The sequence below is a fragment of the Salinisphaera sp. SPP-AMP-43 genome (assembly GCF_049568105.1).
Taxonomy (GTDB): domain Bacteria; phylum Pseudomonadota; class Gammaproteobacteria; order Nevskiales; family Salinisphaeraceae; genus Salinisphaera.
Map to the genome: position 1 here is coordinate 788,050 of NZ_CP145335.1, position 21,693 is coordinate 809,742.

20 protein-coding genes are annotated in these 21,693 nt (G+C 62.5%); 12 read left to right on the forward strand and 8 right to left on the reverse strand.

What is annotated here, in order from left to right; all coding sequences use genetic code 11:
* Positions 1 to 216 precede the first annotated feature (216 nt).
* Entirely contained in the window at positions 217 to 1,572 is a 1,356-nt protein-coding gene (locus tag V5738_RS03340) for an MFS transporter (RefSeq protein WP_423822990.1), read from the forward strand.
* A gap of 332 nt (positions 1,573 to 1,904) precedes the next feature.
* Here the strand turns inward: V5738_RS03340 and V5738_RS03345 are convergent, their stop codons facing one another.
* On the reverse strand, positions 1,905 to 2,162 hold the full coding sequence (locus V5738_RS03345; protein WP_423822991.1) for a hypothetical protein: 258 nt from the start codon (positions 2,160 to 2,162) through the stop codon (positions 1,905 to 1,907).
* A 158-nt stretch (positions 2,163 to 2,320) separates the two neighbouring features.
* Here V5738_RS03345 and V5738_RS03350 point away from each other — a divergent pair, with 158 nt between their 5' ends.
* From V5738_RS03350 to V5738_RS03360, 3 genes are all read left to right on the forward strand, one after another.
* On the forward strand, positions 2,321 to 3,523 hold the full coding sequence (locus V5738_RS03350; protein ID WP_423822992.1) for a CaiB/BaiF CoA transferase family protein: 1,203 nt from the start codon (positions 2,321 to 2,323) through the stop codon (positions 3,521 to 3,523).
* Complete coding sequence (locus tag V5738_RS03355; protein ID WP_423822993.1) at positions 3,520 to 4,242, forward strand: glutathione S-transferase family protein; 723 nt, start codon at positions 3,520 to 3,522, stop codon at positions 4,240 to 4,242. The genes V5738_RS03350 and V5738_RS03355 overlap by 4 nt, the downstream gene beginning before the upstream one ends.
* Positions 4,243 to 4,388: 146 nt before the next feature.
* Positions 4,389 to 4,814 (forward strand): hypothetical protein, encoded by a 426-nt coding sequence (locus V5738_RS03360; protein WP_423822994.1) that lies wholly within the window; start codon positions 4,389 to 4,391, stop codon positions 4,812 to 4,814.
* Positions 4,815 to 4,828: 14 nt separating this feature from the next.
* On the opposite strand, the gene V5738_RS03365 is transcribed toward V5738_RS03360, so the two are convergent.
* Positions 4,829 to 6,061: a sensor histidine kinase gene (locus V5738_RS03365; RefSeq protein ID WP_423822995.1), complete on the reverse strand. Its 1,233-nt coding sequence runs from the start codon at positions 6,059 to 6,061 to the stop codon at positions 4,829 to 4,831.
* Between the two features lie 106 nt (positions 6,062 to 6,167).
* Between V5738_RS03365 and V5738_RS03370 the strand changes: the two genes are divergently transcribed.
* On the forward strand, positions 6,168 to 6,806 hold the full coding sequence (locus tag V5738_RS03370) for a response regulator transcription factor (RefSeq protein ID WP_423822996.1): 639 nt from the start codon (positions 6,168 to 6,170) through the stop codon (positions 6,804 to 6,806).
* A gap of 239 nt (positions 6,807 to 7,045) precedes the next feature.
* Here V5738_RS03370 and V5738_RS03375 read toward each other — a convergent pair whose 3' ends face one another.
* The 3 genes from V5738_RS03375 to V5738_RS03385 all read right to left on the reverse strand — a co-directional run bounded on the left by V5738_RS03375 (position 7,046) and on the right by V5738_RS03385 (position 8,040).
* Complete coding sequence (locus tag V5738_RS03375; RefSeq protein WP_423822997.1) at positions 7,046 to 7,222, reverse strand: DUF1328 domain-containing protein; 177 nt, start codon at positions 7,220 to 7,222, stop codon at positions 7,046 to 7,048.
* Between the two features lie 150 nt (positions 7,223 to 7,372).
* Positions 7,373 to 7,810: a host attachment protein gene (locus V5738_RS03380; RefSeq protein WP_423822998.1), complete on the reverse strand. Its 438-nt coding sequence runs from the start codon at positions 7,808 to 7,810 to the stop codon at positions 7,373 to 7,375.
* A gap of 32 nt (positions 7,811 to 7,842) precedes the next feature.
* Positions 7,843 to 8,040, reverse strand: a complete 198-nt coding sequence (locus V5738_RS03385; RefSeq protein WP_423822999.1) for a CsbD family protein — start codon at positions 8,038 to 8,040, stop codon at positions 7,843 to 7,845.
* A gap of 168 nt (positions 8,041 to 8,208) precedes the next feature.
* Here V5738_RS03385 and V5738_RS03390 point away from each other — a divergent pair, with 168 nt between their 5' ends.
* Positions 8,209 to 9,234 carry a hypothetical protein gene (locus V5738_RS03390; RefSeq protein ID WP_423823000.1) on the forward strand — a complete coding sequence of 342 codons (1,026 nt, stop codon included), beginning with the start codon at positions 8,209 to 8,211 and terminating at the stop codon, positions 9,232 to 9,234.
* On the opposite strand, the gene speE is transcribed toward V5738_RS03390, so the two are convergent.
* On the reverse strand, positions 9,231 to 10,082 hold the full coding sequence (speE, locus tag V5738_RS03395) for a polyamine aminopropyltransferase (RefSeq protein ID WP_423823001.1): 852 nt from the start codon (positions 10,080 to 10,082) through the stop codon (positions 9,231 to 9,233). The genes V5738_RS03390 and speE overlap by 4 nt on opposite strands.
* A gap of 63 nt (positions 10,083 to 10,145) precedes the next feature.
* Between speE and speA the strand changes: the two genes are divergently transcribed.
* Complete coding sequence (gene speA / locus V5738_RS03400; protein ID WP_423823002.1) at positions 10,146 to 12,002, forward strand: biosynthetic arginine decarboxylase; 1,857 nt, start codon at positions 10,146 to 10,148, stop codon at positions 12,000 to 12,002.
* Positions 12,003 to 12,446: 444 nt separating this feature from the next.
* On the opposite strand, the gene V5738_RS03405 is transcribed toward speA, so the two are convergent.
* A complete protein-coding gene (locus tag V5738_RS03405) occupies positions 12,447 to 15,488 on the reverse strand; it encodes a DUF748 domain-containing protein (protein ID WP_423823003.1) in 3,042 nt (1,013 codons plus the stop codon).
* Between the two features lie 41 nt (positions 15,489 to 15,529).
* On the opposite strand from V5738_RS03405, the gene V5738_RS03410 reads away from it, so the two are divergent.
* A complete protein-coding gene (locus tag V5738_RS03410; protein WP_423823004.1) occupies positions 15,530 to 16,396 on the forward strand; it encodes an NAD(P)-dependent oxidoreductase in 867 nt (288 codons plus the stop codon).
* Between the two features lie 276 nt (positions 16,397 to 16,672).
* On the opposite strand, the gene argH is transcribed toward V5738_RS03410, so the two are convergent.
* On the reverse strand, positions 16,673 to 18,073 hold the full coding sequence (gene argH, locus V5738_RS03415) for an argininosuccinate lyase (RefSeq protein ID WP_423823005.1): 1,401 nt from the start codon (positions 18,071 to 18,073) through the stop codon (positions 16,673 to 16,675).
* Positions 18,074 to 18,154: 81 nt separating this feature from the next.
* Here argH and V5738_RS03420 point away from each other — a divergent pair, with 81 nt between their 5' ends.
* The 4 genes from V5738_RS03420 to V5738_RS03435 are packed head-to-tail and all read left to right on the forward strand — an operon-like array spanning position 18,155 to position 21,692.
* A complete protein-coding gene (locus V5738_RS03420) occupies positions 18,155 to 19,204 on the forward strand; it encodes a sensor histidine kinase (protein WP_423823006.1) in 1,050 nt (349 codons plus the stop codon).
* Positions 19,201 to 19,932: a LytR/AlgR family response regulator transcription factor gene (locus V5738_RS03425; protein WP_423823007.1), complete on the forward strand. Its 732-nt coding sequence runs from the start codon at positions 19,201 to 19,203 to the stop codon at positions 19,930 to 19,932. The genes V5738_RS03420 and V5738_RS03425 overlap by 4 nt, the downstream gene beginning before the upstream one ends.
* A gap of 24 nt (positions 19,933 to 19,956) precedes the next feature.
* On the forward strand, positions 19,957 to 20,877 hold the full coding sequence (gene hemC / locus V5738_RS03430; RefSeq protein WP_423823008.1) for a hydroxymethylbilane synthase: 921 nt from the start codon (positions 19,957 to 19,959) through the stop codon (positions 20,875 to 20,877).
* Positions 20,878 to 20,921: 44 nt separating this feature from the next.
* Positions 20,922 to 21,692 carry a uroporphyrinogen-III synthase gene (locus tag V5738_RS03435; protein ID WP_423823009.1) on the forward strand — a complete coding sequence of 257 codons (771 nt, stop codon included), beginning with the start codon at positions 20,922 to 20,924 and terminating at the stop codon, positions 21,690 to 21,692.
* Position 21,693 lies beyond the last annotated feature (1 nt).

Here is a 21,693-nt window from a genome sequence, read left to right on the forward strand (position 1 = left end):
GAATGCCTAGCCATTGGTCTGTAAGTAATATTACTGATTATTTTTACAAATCCCGAATGATTGTCGTCCGTGCTTCTGCCGGGCCTGACCGGGCCACGCCGAAAGCTCTGATGGATATGGCTTAGGGCGCTTTCAGGTTCGTTGTATGGTGTCGCCAATACTGCTAGTTTCAAAAAACGAATTCTCTATAAATCAGGGCATGACCCGGATAAATGAATGAGTGATACGACTGACGACAGCTTTTCTGTCGATTCCGATGATGTCCAGAAGGCAGTCGTCGCAGCAGGTATGGGTAATGCTCTGGAATGGTTCGATTTCAGCGTCTATTCCTATATGGCAGCGACGATCGGACAGGTATTTTTTCCGTCGCACAGCAGTTCAGCTTCGCTGCTCGCGGCGTTTGCCGGTTTTGCCGTAGCGTTTGCGGTGCGACCGTTGGGCGGTCTGTTTTTTGGGCCGCTGGGGGATAAAGTAGGCCGCTCTGCGGTGTTGGCGACCACTATCATTATGATGTCGGTCGGCACCTTCGTAATCGGCGTATTACCGAGTTTCGAAACCATCGGGATCTGGGCCCCGATCTTGCTGGTGGTCGCACGCTTGATACAGGGCTTTTCGACCGGCGGCGAATACGGCGGTGCAGCGACCTTCATCTGCGAATATTCGCCCGACCGAAATCGAGGGTTTTTGGCCAGTTTCCTGGAATTCGGCACGTTGGGCGGCTATATCATCGGTGCGCTACTGGTGTTGGGTACGCAGCTGCTTCTCGGTGATGCCGCGTTTAAGGACTGGGGCTGGCGTATCCCGTTTTTGTGTGCTGCGCCGCTGGGATTGTTCGGTCTATATCTGCGGCTCAAGCTCGAAGACAGCCCGGCGTTCGAGGCGGTTAAGGAAGAAGGCGAGGCCAAGGGCTCGTTCGGTAATCTGGTGACGAACCATCTGCGCCAGTTGTTCCTATGCGTGGGTTTGGTCCTGATTCTCAACGTGGCCTATTACACGATCCTGACCTATCTGCCGTCCTATCTGACCTCGGAGCTGGATATCGGCTCGATCGAGTCGACCCTGCTGTTGGTGGTCACGATGGTCGGCATGATGTGCGTGATCTATCTGTTCGGCGGCCTGTCCGATCGGGTTGGGCGCAAACCGGTGCTGGTCGGCACTTGCCTTGGCTTCATATTGTTGTCGTGGCCGGCGTTTTTGCTGCTTCAGACGACGGCCGTCTGGGGCGTGATCATCGGGCTGGTCATCCTGGGTCTGTTGACGGTGGCCTTGGCCGGAACCATGCCGGCGACCCTGCCGGCGATTTTTCCGACCAACGTGCGTTACGGTGGCTTCGCGATTGCCTACAACATCTCGACGGCCGCATTCGGCGGTACGGCGCCGTATCTCATCCAGTGGCTGATCGGGGTCACCGGCAACAAATCGGTGCCGGCCTTCTATCTGATGCTTGCTGCAGGCATTGCGTTAATACCAATACTGCTGATTCCGGAAACCGCCAATCGTCCGTTGCCTGGTTCGAAGGCGCAGTATGCCGGCAAGCGGGGCAAGGCCAAGGAGCCGGCTCCGGCGGCTTAAAAGAGCCCTGAGACGGGCTCGTTTCGTCCCTCAAGCCGCTGTCTTTCGAGACAGCGGCTTTTTTTTCGGCAGCCAACCCCGAGGTGTCGATACGATCGAGGGAATAGACGCTGAGCAGGCCAGCCCAGGCGATTGCGCGCGGGGCGCGGCTGAAACAGGCGTGATAACCGGGACGTCTGCTATGGGCCCAGAGTCGGTATCCGGCCAGCGAGGTGCATTGGTATCGCCGTGCAATCCGCTGTATGCCCTGTACCGACGATAAAAAAGCCCGCCGGGCCAATGCCCGACGGGCTCGATACGACGTAGCGACCCAGGGTCGCCGTTTTAACTACTTAGTTGTTATCCGTCGCATCGTCGAGTTCGTCGGCGGTGTCGTCGGCCGCGTCCTCGGTGCTGTCAGCGGCATCATCCGCCGCATCGGAGACGTTATCGGCAGCGTCGTCAGCGGCATCCGATGCGTTATCGGCGGCGTTGTCGATATTTTCGCCGGCTTCTTCGGCCGGGCCGTCGTTGTCGCCGCAGGCAGACAGCGTGACCGTGGTCAGGCCGAGGGCGGCAGCGATCAGCAACATCGAAATCTTCTTGCTCACGTTTTCTCCTTAAGTCCTATTTTTCTGAGCCTCGAGGGTAGATTGTGGACTACCCAGGATCGCCGAGTATAGCCCAGCCGGAGGCTGCCGTTTTCTAAAAGGTTCGGCTCTGGCGATGGGTCTTTCAAGGCCCGGCGGGCCGGCCTACACTGAATACCATGAAGCAGCCTCTAGACGGGTATCGCGTTGTCGATACCACCGCGATGGTGTCCGGGCCATTGGCCACGATGCAGCTGGCCGATCAGGGGGCGGATGTGATCAAGATCGAGCGCCCGGGCGTGGGTGATTTCACCCGTCTGGCGTCCAATCGACGGGCCGGCATGGCAGCCAGTTTTCTCAATAATAATCGCAACAAGCGTTCGCTCGCGCTCAACCTCAAGCACGAGGCTGGCCTGACCGCACTCAAGGATCTGCTGGCGACCGCGGACGTATTTGTGCAGAACTTTCGTCCCGGTGTGGCCGAACGTATGGGTATTGACGAACCGTCGGTACGGGCGGTTGCACCCGAGATCATTTATGTCTCGATCAGTGGTTTCGGCGATGCCGGGCCCTATGCGAGCAAGCCGGTCTACGATCCGCTGGTCCAGGCGCTGTCCGGACTGGCAAGCATCCAGGGCGGCGCTGATGACGCCAGGCCGCGGCTGGTGCGCACCATCGTGCCGGACAAGCTGACCGGTTATGTGGCGGCCCAGGCGATCACTGCGGCGTTGCTGGCGCGCGAGCGGGGTGCGCCCGGCCAGCATGTCCGGGTGTCCATGCTCGATGCGGTAATCGATTTTCTCTGGCATTCGGATATGAACAGCCAGACCTTCGTGGGCGATGAAATGCCACAGTCCGCGGCGGCCAGCTTCATCGATCTGATCTATGCGACCACCACAGGCTATATCAGTGTCGCGGTCCAGAACGACAAGGAATGGCAGGCGCTGACCGCAGCTTTGGATACGCCGCAGTGGCGCGACGATCCCCGCTTTGCCACGGCCGCCGATCGACAAGACAACGTCAATGCACGCCTGGAGTTGACCCAGGAGCGGCTGGCCGAGGCGAGTGCCGAATACTGGCTCGAACGCCTGACCGATTACGGCGTGCCCTGTGCTCCGGTGTTGACCCGTAGCGAGCTTGTCGATCACGAACAGATCGTGGCCAATGAGATCGTCGAATACAACGAACATCCGGTGGCCGGTACGCTGCGCCAGGCGCGGCCGGCGGCGCGTTTTTCAGCCATGCCCGGGCATCCGGCCCGTGGTGCGCCGCGCCTCGGTGCCGACAGCCGGTCGGTGTTGCATGATGCCGGCTACGACGCGGCGGCCATCGAGCGGCTGATCGCCGAAGGCGCAGCGGCCACCGATGAGGGCACGACATGATCGATTTCTATTACTGGCCAACGCCAAACGGTTGGAAAATCTCGATCCTGCTCGCGGAGCTCGGGCTCGAATACATAACCATTCCAGTGGATATCAACGCCGGGGATCAGTTCGAGCCGGCGTTTCTGGCGATATCGCCGAACAACCGCATGCCGGCGATCGTCGATCATGCGCCGCCGCCGGCCTACGGCAACGAGCCGTTGCCGGTATTCGAATCGGCCGCCATTGCCCGTTATCTGGCCGACAAGACAGGCTGTTTCTATCCAGAGGATCGGCGGCAGCGAAAAGAGATCGATGAATGGCTGTTCTGGCAGGTTGGCAATCTCGGGCCGATGGGCGGGCAGATGAGCCATTTCGTCAACTATGCGCCGGGCGACCACCCGTATTCGGAGCGGCGCTATCGCGGCGAATACCATCGCTGTCTGGGCGTGCTCGAACGGCGCCTGGTCGAGCGTACGTATCTGGTGGGCGAGACGTATACCATCGCGGATATCGTGAACTGGCCCTGGGTGTTGATCGCCAAGGCGATGGGGCAGCCGCTGGATGAGTTTCCACAGGTCGCGGCCTGGCGCCAGCGTATCAAGGCGCGTCCGGCGGTCCAGCGCGGCGTGGATCTCGGCAAGCAGTGGCGGGGCGGTCAGCCGAAATCCGAGCAGGCTCGCCGGCGCCTATTCAACCAGAATGCAGATACGGTCAGCGTTTGGTCATCAGAGGGCTAGGCATCAGCCGAGCGCTAAGCCAGGCTTCTGCCTGGCCTCGATCGTATCGCTGCTCATCTGAAAACGTCAGTTGAACGGTACAGCGCCGAATCATATCCGTACAATCTCGCCTTCCGCTTATCGACCCCGTTGTCTGGAGACATGCCATGTTCGCGTTCATCAAGGCGTTCATTGCCGGTTTCATCGCCATGCTGACCTTTCACCAGGGTTTGCTCTGGCTCCTCGATCGCGCTCAGGTGATCTCGGCCATGGCCTGGTCCATGACCCCTGCGCCGTTGCTTGGCATACCCGAAGTGCTGGCGCTGGCGCTCTGGGGCGGGCTCTGGGGGCTCGTGATCTGGTTTCTGATCCGCCACGCCGAAGCGGCGGGCTACTATGTCGGGGCCATAATCCTTTCGGCCATCCTGTTATCGGCGGTGGCCCTAACCGTTGTACCGCTCGTCCTGGGCGGCTCGGTTCAGGCATTGATCGCCGGCATGACTCTTCACCGTGTGGGTATCGAGATGGCACTGAATGGAAGCTACGGGCTAGGCCTGGCGGTGCTCATGCGGATCATGCACCCGCCGCGTTAGAGAGAGCGCCCGGCTCAGCCCGTGCCGAGCCGACGCGGCAATCGCAATAAGAAGGTGGTGGGGCCGCCGGCGCGTGGCCCGCGACAGATCACCATCAGATCGCCGCCATGGCTGCGCGCCAGCGAGCGGCTGACACTCAGACCCAGGCCCAGGCCGTTACGTTTGGTCGTCATGAACGGTGTGAACAGATCGATGTCATCGCCGATGCCGTCGCCGTTATCCGAGATCTGGATATCGATATGGTCGATATGGTCGGCGTCGATGGTCAGTGTGATGTGTCGTTCGTCGGCCGGCCTTGCCGAATCGGACAGGGCTTCGATGGCGTTGCTGATTAGATTGCGCAGGACCTGCTGGGTAAAAATGCGGTCCATCGGCAGTTGCAGGCTGCCGAAGTTTTCGTCCTGCGGCCAAGTATAGGCAATGCGCTCGGCTCGGAACGTTGGCTCGAGCAGGTCAAAGACTTCGCTGAGCACTGGATGCAAGGGTTCGCGGCTGATCGTCGGCCGGCCCTTGCGGGCGAAATCGCGCAGGTGGCGTACGATGGCGCTGGCGCGCTCGACCTGGTATTGAGCCCGGGCCATGAGGTCGGCGTTATCGGCATTGCCCTGCTGAGCCTGGTTCAGTGCATGGGCAATGAAGTTGCGCGCCGAGGTCAGGGGTTGACCAAGATCGTGCGCCAGGCCCGTACCGAGCGAAGCAAAGACGCTGATGCGCTCGCGCATGGCGATGAGGTTCTGCAATTCCGAGACGCGGTCGTGGTTTTCGATCTTGGCAGTCAGATCGAGCGCGAAACCGGCCAGGCGATAGATCTCGCCGTGCTCGTCATAGACAGGGAACGCCCGATCGCGGATCCAGCGGATTTCGCCGTCTGGCCGAGTGATCCGAAACGTTTCGTCGTAGTCGCCCTTGGCGCCGTCGCGAAGAAACGCCTTGAGTACGCGTTCACGATCGTCGTCATGCACCCAGGCCAGACGCCGGCCCGGATCCTCGTACAGACTGTCACAGGTCTGCCCCCAGATCTGTTCATAGGCCGGGCTGATATAGATCAGCCGATCCCCGAGCGGGTTGGTCATCCAGAAGACTTCGCGGATATGCTCGGCGAGCTCGCGAAAGCATCGCGTATCCCGTTCGGAAGCCTCGGCGCGCTGTCGATGCCGCTCGGCCTCTTGGCGGAGCTCGATAATCTGCGCATGCGCAGATTCGAGATTGTCGGGCAATACCTGGGTGCTGTGACGAGGCTGCGGCATGCTGAACTGGAAACGGTGGCGAAACGGTCGGCGGGGCAATACTATATGCCTTTCACAGCCATACTGTCGGCGAACGGGGGATACGTCCCGACGGGCGGAAGCCGCTATGCGTAATGATTTTGCTGTCCATATCGTAGACGATGATCCCGGCGTGCGGGAGTCGATGAAGACTCTGGTGCGCGGTTCGGAATATCCGGTCTACTGCTATTCCAGCGGTTCCGCCTTTTTGGATCGCTGCGACACTGCCACCGGCTGTGTCCTGATCGACCTACGGCTGCAGGATATGGATGGCATTACCCTGCAAAAAGAGCTGATTGCCCGCCAAGTGCCGGTCGATGTGCTGATGATGAGCGCCTATGGCGATATCGAACACGCCGTGGAGGCGATGCGGCTGGGCGCGGTCGATTTCATGGAAAAGCCGTTCGATCCAGACCATCTGCTCAATGAGCTCAGTGAGTTGTCGCAGGCCAGCGATCTGAACGAACGTCTGCAGCGAGACGCGCGCCAGCGGGCCGCCTTGATCGATACCCTCACGCCGCGCGAAAAGCAGGTGTTGATGGGTATTGTCGACGGCCAAGCGAATAAGCAGGTGGCTGCGGATCTGGGCATCAGTGCGCGGACCGTCGAAACCCATCGCGTGCATATTATGCAAAAACTGCAGGCCGATTCGTTGGCGCATCTGGTGCGGATCTGGCTGGCAGCGAACCCACAGAACGACCACACCTCCGAACAGTCGGAACACTAGCACCGGCGCTCGCCTTGGCCTCTGGCCGATCGTGTGGCCTACCAGACTATATTCGACTGCAGCGTCCCCCGCCGTCTAAGCCAAGGCCTTCGGGCAAACCGTGGTGCAGCAGTGGCCAAAGCGCTCGGCAACGACTTTAGGCATAAAGACTGGGTGAATCGTCTTTTCGAGCGTTCAAAAACTCGGGTCTACCGATAAAAAAAGCCGCTGAATTGCTCCAGCGGCTTTGATGCGATCGGCTATAGCTTAGGTCCGCGCCCTTTGGCGAGGTTGACGACCAGAGCGATCACGAACAGCACGATGAAGATGAAGAACAGAATCTTGGCGATTCCGGCAGCGCCAGCTGCGATGCCCCCGAAGCCAAAGACTGCCGCGATGATCGCGATAATGAAAAATACAACGGCCCATCCGAGCATGATGCGTCTCCTAGTTGTTGTCGTGCAGCGAATCTATCCGGTTTAAACAGGAGTTGCCGCAACCGGTTCGATAACTGCATTGTCGAGTATTGCGCGCCGTTATGTATGGCGCATGAACTCGTGGATACTCACGCGGGTTCGAACCCAGGCCTAGCTGAGCTGTGATTTGAGGTGCTTTTCGATTTCGGCGTCTTTTTCGCCGGTCCAGTCTTTATCGAGGGTAGCCACCACACACTGGTTCAGCGGGCTGTCGAGCTGGTCCCGAAGCCGGCCCAAAAACTGGGGTTCGGCGACCAGGATCAGTTGTTCGAAGGCATTGTCGTTATGTCCCGACTTGAGGTGGCCGACCACTTCCTTGGCAAACAGATGCGCGTGTTTTTCGCTGGTTTCTGTCTGTGGATCGGCCTGGTGGGCGCCATGGCCGGCCGAATCCTCGACTTGGCCCTTGCCACCGGTACGCAGATCGCCTTCGTGCTTGCGGCTTTCATCGTGATAGAACGCATCCACACGCGATAGCGATCCACCGCTGTCCCGGGAAAACAGTCGAGCGGCCGCGGCATCCGCGACCAGAATCCATTGTTTGGACATGACGCCTCTCTTTGTCGGGATCGACAAATAGTCTAGAAGTTGCGCTCGAATTCCTTGAGCTTGTCTTCGGCGGCTTCTTTGGTGTCGCCGTATTTTTCCTGGATCTTGGCCAGCAGACGTTCGCGGCGGCCCTGGACCTCAGCGACATCGTCGTCGTTCAGGCGCCCGAGATGTTCGCGGACCGAGCCCTTCATGCGCTCCCATTTACCTTCGAACTGATCTTCGTTCATAGCGTTCAACTTGGTTGGTAAAACTTGTCTGCACGCTAGCAGTATGGAGCGCACAAGCCATCCGGGCGAATACCTAAGCTGTGCATGGACAGCTACCGATAACTCGATGCCGTGGCCGATAATCTTTAAGCTCGGCGCTCGATGCAACCCGAGCGGAGTAGGGTGAATATGTCGCAATCCGAGATCGCCGATCGTCTGCTCGAAGCCCATGTGGCCTTCGAGATGGCGCAGTGGCGGGGCGAAACCGGTCAGCAGCGGCTCACCGAACTGGTCGATGTCTTCTGGCACTGGGCCGAGACAACGACGCTCAACGCCGTGGTCGATGTCGAGACGCTGCGCGCTACCGCCGAACGGCTGGCTCTGGATATCGAATTGCCGAATCATCTGGCCGCGGTGATCGGTGCGATCGCAGATGAACTGGTGCGGCTCGAGGTCAATCGCGATACGCGGGTACGGGATGTGATCGACCAGTCGCTGTTCGAGGAGGGCGTATCCCTGACAGTCGAGCTTGAATCGCTGCGCGTACGACTGATTCAGCAGTTGCTCAACAGCCCGGTCTATACCGCACTCGCTTCGGACGTTCTGTATCAGGGCATCAAGGATTATATTTTTTCGGATTCCAATGCGATTCGCTCGATCCCTGGCGTCTCGCGGCTGCTCAAAAGCTCTTCGGCTGCGGTCAGCCGGCGTATGCCGGGTCTGGAAGCCCAGGTCGAATCGCGGGTGAGGGCTTATATCGAGAGCAATACGGCCCGCACGCTGGCCCGGACCGAGGCCTATCTGCTGGAATCGTTGGATGCCGAACGCATCCGGGCGCTGGCCGAAGAAGTTTGGGCAGCTGCGGCCGACAAGCCGTTGTCGGTGGCCGATGCGATCGAGCCGGCCGAGCTACAGCGGTTAATCGACTATGGCCTGCAAGTTTGGCGCAGTCTGCGCGAAACCGAATATGTCGGACGCATGATCGACGAGGGCGTGCAACGCTATGTGGCGCGGCACGGCGACGATACCCTGGCCGAACTAATGGGCCAGGTCGGCATCGATCGCGATGTCCTGCTGACCGAAACCGAGCAACTGGCGCCGGTGATCATCGAAGGCTTGGCCGACACAGGGTTGCTGGAGGCGCTGATTCGCGACCGGCTGGCCCCGTTCTATGCCTCGCAGGCGTTCGCCGCGGCGCTGGGCGATCGTGGTTAATCGGCGTCGTCGAGCAGCCGCTGCATGAACGCCGGTTGGGCAAAGCAGGCTTGATGCATGGCCGGCGTGTAGTAGTCGGTATGAAAACCGAGTACTTGGCCCGGCTCTGCTAGGGCGCGTTTATCGCGCACCGCCAAAGTGGCCGACCACCAGCCGGTCGGATAGCTCGGCTGTGGAAAGCTGATCAAGTGGGTAGCCGCAAAACCGGCCCGGCTCAGTCCGTGGTGCATATCGCGGATCAGCGAGCCATGGGCCAGGGGCGATTCGCTCTGCTGGACCAGCATGCCGTGTGTAGCCAGCACGCGATGACACTGCTGGTAGAAGGCTTCGTTGAACAGGCCTTCGGCCGGGCCGATTGGATCGGTGCTGTCGATGATGATCAGATCTACGGAGCCGGACTCGGCTTGGTCCATCCAGGCGACGCCGTCTTCAAATGACAGCCGTACCCGCGGGTCCTCGTTGGACTCGACCAGCCGTGGGAAATACTGCTCGGCTACCCGGGTGACCCGTTCGTCGATCTCGATCTGGGTGATCGATTCGATCGATTCGTGCTTGGCGACCTCGCGCAGCGTGCCGCAGTCGCCGCCGCCGATAATCACGACGTGGGCAACCGAGCCATGGGCCGCGATCGCCGGGTGGGTCATCATCTCGTGATAGACGAAATTATCGCGGTCGGTCAGCATGACCAGCCCGTCGATGGTCATCAGCCGGCCGAAGGTGGTGGTGTCGTAGACCGCGATGGTCTGATAGTCCGACGTTTCTTCATGCAACTTGGCGCGGGTCTTGAGTGAAAAACCCACCCCCAGCTCGTCGCTGGACTCGGTATACCACGATTCATCCGCTACCATCGCTTGCATTCCCTCTGCCGCCGCGGGCGGCGTTATTTTGATGATCGATCCGCAGTATAGATGATGTCTGCTTCTACTCGAGACCCTTTGGAAAATCACGCGTCCTGGACGATCGACGACGCCCGCCGGCTGTATCGGGTCGCCACCTGGGGCGACGGCTATTTCGGTATCAACGCCGACGGGCACGCCGAAGTCCGGCCAACCGCAGGCGCTGCCGGGATCGATCTCGATCGTCTGGCCGACGATATCCAGGCCGCCGGCTTGCGCCTGCCGGTACTGGTGCGGTTCACCGATATTCTGGGGGATCGCCTGCATCGGCTGGCCGATGCCTTCGATGCGGCGCGTGCGGCCCACGACTATGCCGGACTTTACACGGTGGTCTATCCGGTCAAGGTCAATCAACAGCGCACGGTAGTCGAACAGCTGGTACGCGCCGGTGGCGACCGGGCCGGGCTGGAAGCCGGCAGCAAACCCGAGCTGATGGCGGTGCTGGCGCTGGCTCGCCCGGGTTCGACGATCGTATGCAACGGCTACAAGGATCGGGCGTTTCTGCGGCTGGCGCTGGTCGGCCAGCAGCTGGGCCACCGGGTCCATATCGTGGTCGAAAAACCTTCGGAACTGGCGCCGATCGCTGAGCTGGCGTCTGCCCTGGGGCTGCGGCCGCGGCTCGGTCTGCGTGTACGCCTGGCGAGCGTGGCGGCCGGGCACTGGCAGAATACCGGCGGCGAGAAATCCAAGTTCGGCCTGACCTCCGATCAGGTCATGGCCGCGATCGAGCAGCTACGCGGACTGGGCTATCTCGACTGCGTGACCATGCTGCATGTCCATATCGGCTCCCAGGTGGCCGATCAGGGCGCGCTGGCACGGGCGATGGACGAAACCGCCCATCTGTATCGCAGCCTGCGAGCGCTCGGCGCGCCAGTGGATACGGTCGATGTCGGCGGTGGGCTGGCCGTGGACTATGAAGGCCGGGGCGCGCGCTCGTTCTGTTCGATGAACTATGGCGTGGCCGATTACGCGGATGTGGTGGTCGGGGCGCTGGCCCGGGTCGCAGCACGCTTCGACCTGCCGGCCCCGGATATCATCAGCGAGTCCGGCCGGGCGTTGACAGCGCATCATGCAGTGCTTCTGACCCAGGTCATCGATAGCGAGAGCAGTGTCGACGTCGCCCCCGCCTGGCTCGACACCACCCATTCGGCCTCGGCCCAGCTCGATCGGGCCGCAGCCCATTTGGCTGCTGTTCAAGCACGTTTCGTGGCTGGCGAGATCGGTATGGCCGACCGAGCCGAGGCCGAGCGTGCGGCGGCCGCGGTGTATCGCGCGGTGGCCGAACGGACGCCGGCCGATGCCGACGATCGTACAGCGATCCAAACCGCGCGAGAAAAGCTCGCGACCAAGTATTTCGTGAACTTCTCGGTGTTCCAGTCGGTACCGGACGTATGGGCGCTGGATCAGGTATTCCCGGTCATGCCGCTGGCGCGGCTGGACGAGGCGCCGGCCCAGCATGCCCAGCTCTGCGATCTGACCTGCGACTCGGACGGGCGCATGGATCGCTATGTCGACGACCACGGCGTGGATACCACCCTGCCGTTGCATGCCCTCAAACCCGGCGAGGCCTATCGGCTGGGGATCTTTCTGGTTGGCGCCTATCAAGAAAATCTGGGCGATATGCACAACCTGTTCGGCGATACCGATGTGGTCAACGTCGAGGCGCATGATGGCCATTGGCAGCTGGCCGATGCCCAGCACGGCGATCGGGCCGACGAGCTGTTGCGGTATGTGCATTTCGAACCGGAGGCACTGCGTAGCGCCTATCGGCGCAAGCTGGCCGCGGCCGGCCTGGGCGTCCGCGAGCGTGCCGACTGCGAAGCCCTGCTGGAAGCCGGATTGGCCGGTTATACCTATCTGCTCGATGCTTAGATACGCTGGTCGCTGGCCATCGCCATGCACCGATGGCTCGGGCGATCACGCATGGCAGGCCGGCCGCCGGATGGTATCGGCCAACCGCGGGCGTGTCGTTTAGCGGTAATACGTGCCAGAGAAGGCTGACGCAGAGCCGGTGCCATTGCTGCCGGGCACGCAGTTTGGATGCCGCGGCTGCTGAAACGGTCGCCTCGGCGGCGAAATCGGTCGTATGCAGTTTTAAACGATGGTTTGTCGGCAAAACCTACGATAGGCATGAATCAAACCAAGGCAACGATGGTCTCAGACCGACCGTAGTGGATTGGCTCGGCCTGTGCGGCGGCTGTGCTGAATCCGACGCGGGGCGTAGTGGCGGCCGGATCGCTGCGGGCCATGCGATACGCCGGCATGCCAGGGGGATCGTATGTTTGTTCGCGATGGCCGTCGATGGCCTGAGGCGGGCTATTTTTTGTCCAGAGAGAATGTGACTGCAGGGCGGGCATCGGTGCTATCGAGCACGGATGGGTCGCTGGCCAGGATCCGATCCGGATTGACGTTGCGGGCCGCCAGATAGTCGCGGATCGCGCCCTGGCGTTTTCTGGCGAGGGCTTCCAGCCGGGCATGGCGCTCGGCGGCCGTGGCGCCGTCCAGGTTCATCGGCTTGGTATCGGCCGGTACGGCCTGGCCGGCGATATGCAGGGTCCAGTCTGGATGCGACGTCATGCCCTTGGCGATCAGGGTCAGGTATTTGCGATCGTCGGGCTGGACATAGTGCTTGCCTGGGGCAAAAAACGCCGGCCGGTCTTCGACCGAGCGAAACAGATTCAGGAATTTGTTCTTGGCGTTGTTGAGCAGGCCCACTGGCGAATAATCACTGAGCAGCGCCGTACGCAATCCGGCGAGCACGGCTTCTCGGACCAGGTTGTTGATCGAGAAGTAGGGGTTGGTCACGTCGCCCACGATCTTGGTATCGAAGTTGATCAGGTCGTCGCTGCCCCGCAGCAGCTTGAGGGCAGTGTTCATCGAAATACCGAAGGCGATGTCGGTCTGCTTGGTCGCGCTGTTGGCCAGCCGGAAATTGGCAATGGTGGTATCCAGCTCGCCTTTGAGTTCGCCGTGGCTGGCCGACAGATCGAGCGTGCCGTCGGCCGCGCCGTTGGCGATCTTGCGTCCCATGGCGGCATCCAGATAGCCGGATAACGGCGCCAGGGCGAGCGAACGCAGCCAGGCATTCAGATCCATATTGGGCCCGCCGGGGGCCAACGGTGCGATCGTGCCGCGGCTGTCGAAATGACCATAGGCGCCGATATCCGCCGACAGCTGATAGCTGGCGTCCTGTTCTGGTGAGGCGGTATTCAGCCCGTCGAGCGTGAAGTCGAGGTTAGAGCCCGTGATTCGCACTGCCGGGCTCATGGTGGTATCTACGAAAGCCAGCGCTGGGCCTTTGAGCTGTAAATGATCGAGCACGAAGGTCGAGCTGCTCTGTTGGCCAGCACTGTTGTGGGCTGGTTCAGAAGAACCTTGACCGGAGGCCTGCGAGCCCGAACTGCTGCCCCCGCTCATGCTCTGCATGAATTCGCTGATCACGCCCATGCCGGAAGCGTCGCGGCGGGTATGGACGTTCGCGCCGCCGATAACCAGCTTGCGTAGCGAGTAATGGCCGAGGTCGGCCAGCGCAAACTGGTCGGCGTTCATGGTGACCGCCTGCAACACGGCACTGTTGGTATTGGTATCGCCCAGCATCCGCACGCCGCTGGCCTTGAGCGTATCGAAGCCGATGTGGTTCAGACTGTTGATATCAATGTCGTCGGCCTGGACCTGCATGGCATCCACCCAGGGCGCATCGATCGCAGTATTAGTGACCGCGAAATCGCGACCGGCGGCGTTGCCGGTGACGGTCAGTCGCAGTTGGTCGTTATCGGTATCGGGCCGTTCAGCATACTGGCCGTTGAAGCTGAATCGATCCGCGCTGATGCCGGTAGGCGTACCGGCGATCTCCACACGCGGGTTGCGAGCGATCAGGCGGCCATCGGCAACCCGTGAAAACAGGATCGCACTGAGCATGCGGGTGTTGCCTTGCCAGTCGACGTGATCGGCGCTGACCTGCATGGTTTCCGGGACCTTGAAGTCCAGGCCGTCGCCAGTCAGCGAGCCATCGGTGAGGATATGCGTGCCGACGCTAGACAGCGCCGTGGAGGCCTTGCCGTGCCAGTCCAGCGTCTGAGTGCCGAAGCTGACAGTGTTGGGAATGGCAAACGACATCGACTGCGCGGTGAAGCGGCCGTCGCTGTCGATCACCGACTGTTCCTGGCCGAAACTCAGGTTCAGCTGGCCATGCAGGCTTTCTTGATCGCTGGACAGGGACAGCCAGCCCGGGGATTCTAGCGTTGTCCCGGTAGCGGTCAGGTCGCCGTGGGTGGTCAGCCGGGTGGCCTGGTCGGCTAGCGAGATATTGGCCTTGCCCTGCCAGCGTGCACTGTTCTGGATGAAATGCAGTTGATTAGGACGACGGATCTTGAGCGCGGCGATGTCCAGCTTGCCCTGGGCTTCGGCATGGCCGGGCTGGCCGCCCTCCCAGAGCGTGAGATGGGTCTGGCCATCCCAGGCTAGGCGCTGGCTGTCTAGTCGGGTGTCGCCGCTGGTAGTGACGTGGGCCTGCTGCCAGCGCGTCTGGCCCTTGATATCGAGGTTCAGCCCTTGCTTGGCGTCGTAGCTCAGGTTCAGGTCCTGGTGGGCATCGAGGCTGCCGCTCAATCCCTGCCAGCCAGCGATGCGAGCCAGGGGCGCCAGGGCCGGCATCGGAAAGCGTTGCGCCGTCAGTTTGACCTGCGCCCCTCGTTTCGGCGCCAGAGGCGAGACATGGCCTTTGAGTTTCAGTTGGCCGTCGGCGACCGCCAGTTGCAGATTGATCGGCGTGCTTTGGTTCGGCTGCCAGGTCGCAAAGCGGCCGGCGCTGGCCTGGGGTACGGTCACCTGCTGAACGATGGCCGGCCGGTTTTTACGCTCGGGGCCACGATAGTGCAAAACCACGTCGGCGAGCTCGGCATCGCCGACGCCGAATCCCCAGGCACTCTGCGATTGTTTTTTGGACTGGCTCGACGATAGCGGTATGCCTAGAACCTGCAGCCCCTGGTCGGCGCTCTGGCGTACCGGCAGACGGGCCTTGAACAGAGCCACACGCTCGAGATCGATATGTTTGTCGAACAGGGCGAGGTAGTCGATATTGAGCGCAAGCTGGCCTATCCGGGCCTGGTCGCCGTTCGGCCCCTGGCCGTGTACATCGTTGATGCGCAACTGGCCAGTGAAGATATTGGCGTCGATATTGCCGATTCGGGCCTGGATGCCGTACGAGGACAGGTAATCCTGGAGGAGGTATCGCACCACATAGGGCGGGGCGACGATCAGAACGGCGGCGATTACGCACAGCGCGCCTGCTGCGATGAGCGCCCAGCGAGCGCTGCGTTGATCTGCCATGCCGTCGTTGGTTTGGGCCTTCAGGGTCAAAAGCCTATCATCGATCCGAAATCACGCACGGGAACAACATCATGAAAAGCGCGTTTCTTGGACTGGGCGGCATGGGCCATGGCATGGCGGCGAATCTACACGCCGCGGACCTGCTGGCTGCGGTCTACAATCGCACTGCCAGCCGGGCCGATGCCTTTGCCGGCGAGTACCCGACCACCGTCGTCACCGAGCCGGCCCAGGCCGCCGAGCACGCCGAAGTGCTGGTGCTGTGTGTATCGGCCGATGCCGATGTGCTGGAAATGGTCGATGCCCTGGCCGGCTCGCTGACCGCGGCACATACCGTCATCGATTGCTCGACCGTGGCCAGCGATACCGCCCGGGAGGCCGCCGAGCGCGTGGCGAAGACGGGGGCCGCGTTCGTCGATGCGCCGGTGTCCGGCGGCACGGAAGGGGCCAAAAACGGCACGCTTTCGATCATGGTCGGGGCCGACGAAGCCGTCTTCGAACGGATCAAACCAGTGCTGGAAGCCATGGGCTCGGGCGTGACCCATATGGGCCCGGTCGGCGCCGGTCAGGCCACCAAGGCGGTCAACCAGGTCATGGTTGCTGGTATCAACCAGGCAGTCTGCGAAGGCATGCGCTTCGCCGCAGCGCTCGATCTGCCACTGGAAAAGGTAGTCGACGTGGTCGGCTCGGGCGCGGCCGGCAACTGGTTCGTCAACCATCGCGGCAAGACCATGGTCCGCGATGTGTTCGAGCCGGGCTTCAAGCTCAAGCATCACCACAAGGATCTAGGCATCTGCCTGCATATGGCCGAGCTCAACGACGGCGCGCTGCCGCTGTCGGAAAAGACCCGCGAGGAATACGATCGGCTGATGGCCGACGGCCACGGCGACGAGGATATCTCGGCGCTGTATCGCGCCCGGGCCGACTTGTTCGACAAGTAGCGGCTGCGCACAAGACCGGACAGGTGTGGCCTAACGTGCCCGCCCGTCGATCGCTATAGGGTACGCAGATGCGCGCCCGGGGGCCGGCTGGCCGCTGGGCGACTATTGTCGAATCTTTCGAGCCGCGTTTTCGAGTGCGCGGCTATCAAGGCGCCGGTAGGTCGCTGCCGAGCAGACGAGAGCGTTGGCGCCTATGTCTCGGGAGCCAACGAAACCGCTATCGGCATGGCGCTGCCGGCGATCAGCCGGCAGCCTCCCAAAGCATTCGCACAAGTGCTAGGCCGGCGAGTGACCCAGCGCTTTGCGGGCCCGTGCTGCCGCCGCGCGGACCTGATCCGGGGCGGTGCCCCCGATATGCGCCCGGGCCGCCACCGAGCCTTCTAGCGTGAGGACTTCGTAGACGTCCTCGCCGATCGCACTGGAAATCGCCTGTAGCTCGACCAGCGGCAGTTCGGCCAGGTCGCAGTCGGCCTCGATCGCCCGCGAGACACAGTTGCCCACGATCTCGTGGGCATCGCGAAACGCCACCCCGGCCCGCACCAGATAATCGGCCAAATCGGTCGCGGTCGCGAAACCGCGGCGGGCTGCTTCGCGGCAGGTGTCCCGGTGGACCACGGTATGCGGGATCATGTCCGCGAACAGCGCGACACAGTTGCCGACCGTATCGGCGGTGTCGAACATCGGAATCTTGTCTTCCTGATTGTCGCGGTTGTAGGCCAGCGGCTGGCCTTTCATCAGCGTCAGCAGGGTGGTCAGATGGCCCTGTACCCGGGCGGTCTTGCCGCGGGTCAGCTCGGCGACATCCGGATTCTTTTTCTGCGGCATGATCGAGGAGCCGGTGCAGTAGCGATCCGGCAGCTCGACGAAGTCGAAGGCCGGGCTCATCCACAGAATCAGTTCCTCGGAAAACCGCGACAGATGCATCATGATCGTGGCCGAGGCCGAGACGAACTCGATCGCGAAATCCCGGTCCGAGACTGCATCCAGCGAGTTGTCGATCACCCCGTTGAAACCGAGCTCTTCGGCGACCATCTCGCGGTCGATATTGAATGTCGTGCCGGCCAGGGCCGCCGCGCCGAGCGGCAGGCGATTGGCCCGGTCGCGCAGCTGGGCCAGACGATCCGCGTCGCGGGCCAGCATTGCCTCCCAGGCCAGCATGTGGTGGCCGAAGGTCACTGGCTGGGCAACCTGTAGATGGGTGAAACCCGGCATGATGGTATCTGCCTCGCGCTCGGCGAGCTCGATCAGCCCGGCGCGTAGCCGATCGACCTCGGCGATCAGGGCGTCGACGGTATCGCGCAGCCATAGCCGTACGTCGGTCGCGACCTGATCATTGCGGGAACGCGCGGTATGCAGTTTTTTGCCCAGCGCGCCGATGTCTTCGGTCAGCCGTGCCTCGATGTTCATGTGTACGTCTTCGAGGGCGGCATCCCAGGGGAATTCGCCGGCTGCGATCCGGGCCTCGATAGCGCGCAGCCCAGCAGCGATAGCCTCGAACTCGTCGGCAGTCAGTACGCCGATGGTCGACAGCATCCGGGCATGCGCGATCGAGCCGCGGATATCGTAGGGGGCCAGCCGGGTCTCGAAGGAGATCGATTCGGTAAAAGCCGCCACGCGGGCGTCCGGGCCTTCGGCGAACCGGCCGCCCCAGGTCTGGTGGCTCGACTGCGTGCTCATGGTCGCATCCGTTGCGTGCGGGTGGCGCGCGAGTATAGCAACGGCTTGACGCGACGGCGCGGCTGTTCGAAGACTGTGACGATGTCAGAGTCCGATAAACCGAGTGCCATCCTGCCCGATTTCTGCACCGGCTCGCGGGTGATCCGCGTGCTGCTGGTGTGTGAAGCGGTGGCGGTGCTGCTGGCGCTGGGCAGTTCGCTATCGGCCAACTTCTGGCGGTTGCTGTTTCTGCTGTCGGTCTATCTACAATGGATCGGGGTCTGCAGCGCAGCCGTGCTATGCCTGATCCGGCGCTATGCCGGCCATTGCTCGACCCGCACCGTGGTCGCGCTGTCGTATGCGAGCCTGTTGCTGGTCACGTTGGCGATCACCGAGATCACCTTCGCCGCTGGGCGCTATACCGGTTTCGAACTGCTGCTCGAAAACAGTACCCAGCATGTGTTCGTCGCACGCAGCCTCGGCGTATGTGCCGTGGTGGCCGCGTTGGCGCTCCGCTATTTCTGGCTGCGAGCGTCGTGGGCTGCACACGCCGAAGCCGAGATGCGAGCCCGGCTGGAAGCGTTGCAGGCTCGGATCGAGCCGCATTTTCTGTTCAATACGCTCAATAGCGTCGCGGCTCTGGTCGAGCTCAGGCCCCAGGCTGCCGAAACCGCGCTCGAAGATCTGTCGGCCTTGCTGCGTGCCCGGCTCAATACGGACGCCCCGGTCGAAATCACTCTGGCTGAGGAAATGACGCTGGTCGAAGCCTATGTGCGGATCGAGAAACTGCGCCTTGGCGATCGGCTGCGCATGGAGGTCGACCTCTCCGAGGCCGCCCGAGAATGTCGGCTGCCATCGCTATGCCTGCAGCCGCTGGTCGAGAACGCGATCGGGCATGGGGTGGCGCGACTGGCTACCGGTGGGACCGTACGCGTGCGGGCCTGGGTCCAGAGCCGGCGCCTGCATGCCGAGGTGTGCAACCCGGTCGCCGCCCGTACCGGCCGGGCGCCGGGACATCGCCAGGCCGTAGCCAACATCGAGCGACGGCTGGCGCTGGCCTACGACGGTGCAGCCCGGCTGGACTTCACTCACGACGATACGTGGTTCACGGTAACCCTGGAACTGCCACAGATAACATCAACACCGTCATGAATGTGGTGATTGTCGACGACGAACCGCTGGCGCGCGAGCGACTGCGCCGTATGATCGAGTCCTTTCCGGGCTATGCCGTGGTCGGCGAGGCCGGCGAAGGGCAGGCCGCTATCGAGCGAGTCTCGGAACTCAGCCCGGATGCGGTGCTGCTGGATGTGCATATGCCCGGCATCGACGGCCTGCAGGTCGCTCGCGAATTGGCCGAGACCGATCTGCCGCCCGCGGTGATCTTCGTGACTGCCCACAGCGAACATGCCCTGTCGGCCCATAACAGCCAGGCCGACGGCTATCTGCTCAAGCCGGTGCGGCGCGAGGACCTGGCGGCCGCGCTAGCCCGGGCACGACAGCCGAGCCGGGCCCAGTACGCCGCACTCGCCGGCCACCCAGAAGCCGGTGGGCCGATGGGCTACATCAGCGCGCGGACCCGGGATGGTATCGAACGGGTGGCGATCCGCGACATTCTGTATTTCTGGGCCGACCAGAAATACACCTCGGTTTTTCATCTGCAGGGCGAGCTGCTCATCGAGCAGTCGCTGTCGACGCTCGAACAGTCGTTGTCCGATAACTTCATGCGCGTGCATCGCAAGGCCCTGGTCGCTCGTGCCCATGTGACCGGTCTGAAATACAATACCGATGGCAGCGCCTGCTTGAGCCTGCGCCAGAGCGAGCAATACGTCCCCGTGTCGCGGCGTCGCCTGGCCGAAGTTCGGGCGCTGCTCGGCTCCTGACATTCACCGCCTTCGGAAGCGTTCATGACCCAGACCCTGCGAATCGCCACCCGCCAATCCCAACTGGCGATGTGGCAGGCCAAGCACGTCCAGGCCCGGCTGGCCACTGCCTTGCCAGACGTCGATGTGGTGCTGCTGCCGATCCGTACCGAGGGGGATCGCATCACCGACCGGCCGCTGTCGGCGATTGGCGGCAAGGGGCTGTTCCTCAAGGAACTTGAGGCCGCGCTGGAAAACGGCGAAGCCGATCTGGCGGTACATTCGATGAAGGATGTGCCGGCCGAACTGCCGACCGGCTTCGCGCTGCCGGTGGTACTGGCCCCAGGTAGTCCGCTGGATGCGTTTGTCTCCAACCACTACGACAGCCCAGAAACGATGCCGGCGGGGGCCGTGGTGGGGACCTCCAGCCTGCGGCGCGCGGCCATGATCAAGCACCTGCGCCCGGATTTGGAAATCCAGAGTCTGCGCGGCAACGTGCAAACCCGTCTGGCCAAGCTCGACGCCGGCGACTACGACGCGATCCTATTGGCCTGCGCCGGTCTGGAGCGCCTGGAGATCGCTTCGCGGATTCGCTGCGAGCTCACCCCGGAACAGAGTCTGCCGGCGATCGGCCAGGGCGTGCTAGGCATCGAGATCCGGTCCGACGATGCCACCACCGCCGAGCGCATCGCTGCGCTCGACGACGAATACACCCATATCCGTATCGATGCCGAGCGCGCGGTCAACAGCCGGCTGGAAGGCAGCTGTCATCTGCCGATCGCAGCCCATGCCACCCACGACGGCGTACATCTGCATCTGCGCGCCTGCGTCGGCCGGCCGGACGGCAGCGTTATGGTTCGCGACCAGATCACCGGCCCGACCGGCGAAGCCGCTGAACTCGGCCATGCTCTGGCCGAGCGTTTGCTGGCCGCGGGCGCCGATCAAATTCTGGCCGACCTGGGCTGAGCGATGCGGTGGCCCGCCGCCCGCGATTGGAAGACGCTGTCGCTATGGCTGAACCCGATCTATCCGGCTGTACGGTCTGGCTGACCCGGCCGGCCGAGCGCGCCGAGCCGTGGCGGCAGGCGTTGATCGCGGCCGGGGCGAAGGTCGTGGTCGAGCCGTTGCTGTGCATTGCGCCGCCCGATGATGAACCTGCGGCCGCGGCCGGGCTGGCGCGCGCAGAACAGGCTGACTGCGTGATCGCGACCTCGGCCAATGCCGTGGCGGGCATTGCCCGGCTGCGCCCGGGCTGGTGCCCGCGCGGGCGGCTGATTGCGGTCGGCACGGCCACCGCCGAGGCGCTGGTCGAACAGACCGGCAAGCGGGTCGCTACACCAGCGACCAGCAATAGCGAAGGCCTGCTGGCCATGCCCGAGTTGGCCGAAGTTGCCGATCGCCGGATCGCGGTTTTGGCCGGCCACGGCGGGCGCGCGGAACTGGCCGATACGCTGGCCGCCCGCGGTGCGCAGATCGACAAGATCGCGCTCTATCGGCGCTGTTCGGCAGCGATCGCACCGGCGCGGATAGACGAACTGATCGGCGGCGCGGATGCGCTGGTGATCACCAGCAGCGAATCCTGGCAGAACCTGAGCGAGCGCCTGACCGCCGATCAACGCAGGGCGCTCGGCCGGCTCGGGTTGGTGGCTGCCAGCCGGCGTGTGGTACAACAAGCCGGCTACGATATCGATTGGTCCGTCGAACCGGTGGTGATCGAGCGCATGGATGCATCCGGCGCGGTGATTGCGCTGGACCGCATCTGGTCGGCCCGGCGACAATAAA